The sequence below is a fragment of the Aliivibrio sp. S10_S31 genome (assembly GCF_014694495.1).
Classification (GTDB): Bacteria; Pseudomonadota; Gammaproteobacteria; order Enterobacterales; family Vibrionaceae; genus Aliivibrio; species Aliivibrio fischeri.
Genome location: NZ_JAAUWR010000083.1, coordinates 1 through 861 on the forward strand (window position 1 = coordinate 1; position 861 = coordinate 861).

The following is an 861-nucleotide window of genomic DNA, read 5'->3' on the forward strand; positions in this document are numbered from 1 at the left end:
TTTGGTGAATGTAACTTAGATTGGTTACGCAACTTCAGAGAGTTTGAAAACGGTATACCAAGTCATGATACCATCGCTAGAACAGTCAGTATGGTCGACCCTGATGAGTTTTCAGTTTGTTTTGCTCAATGGATGAAAGAATCAATTGAACATGTTGATGGTCGTATTAAGACAATTGCGATTGATGGTAAATCCCTTCGTGGTACTTACGATAAAGAAAGAAAAACGTGCCTTGTTCATATGGTGAGTGCCTTTGCGGTTGAATATGGTGTTGTTCTTGGTCAAGTAAAAACAGAAGAAAAATCTAATGAGATCACTGCGATACCTGAACTCTTAAAACTACTTGATGTTAAAAACGCAATAGTGACAATTGATGCTATGGGTTGCCAAGTTAAAATAGCGCAACAAATCATTGATCAAAAAGGAGATTATCTTCTTGCGGTTAAGGGAAATCAAGGGAGATTAAACGAAGCGTTTAATCAACATTTCAATGTTGTTGCTTTAAGTAAGTATGATGGAGCAAGCTATGCTACAGAAGAAAAAGCACACGGTAGAACAGAGAAAAGAATGTACTTCACGTGTGAACCTTTCGATGATTTTGTGGATTTAGTAATGGAATGGCCAGAGTTAAAAACACTTGGTGTTGCTGTTTCACATCGAATGGAAGGAGATGATAAAGCCGGTGAAATAAACATTCGTTACTATATCAGCTCTGCTGAATTAGATGCCGAAAGCTTTGCTCATGCTGTTCGTGGTCATTGGGGTATAGAGTCGATGCATTGGTCTTTAGATGTCAGTATGCGAGAAGATGAATGCCAAATATTACTTGGAAATGGTGGTCAAAATTTCGCACGTTTTCGT

1 protein-coding gene is annotated in these 861 nt (G+C 38.1%); it reads left to right on the forward strand.

Features of this window, described 5'->3' with window-relative positions:
- The coding region (locus HC728_RS19670; protein WP_190395980.1) for an ISAs1 family transposase at positions 1–861 on the forward strand (861 nt) is incomplete at both ends.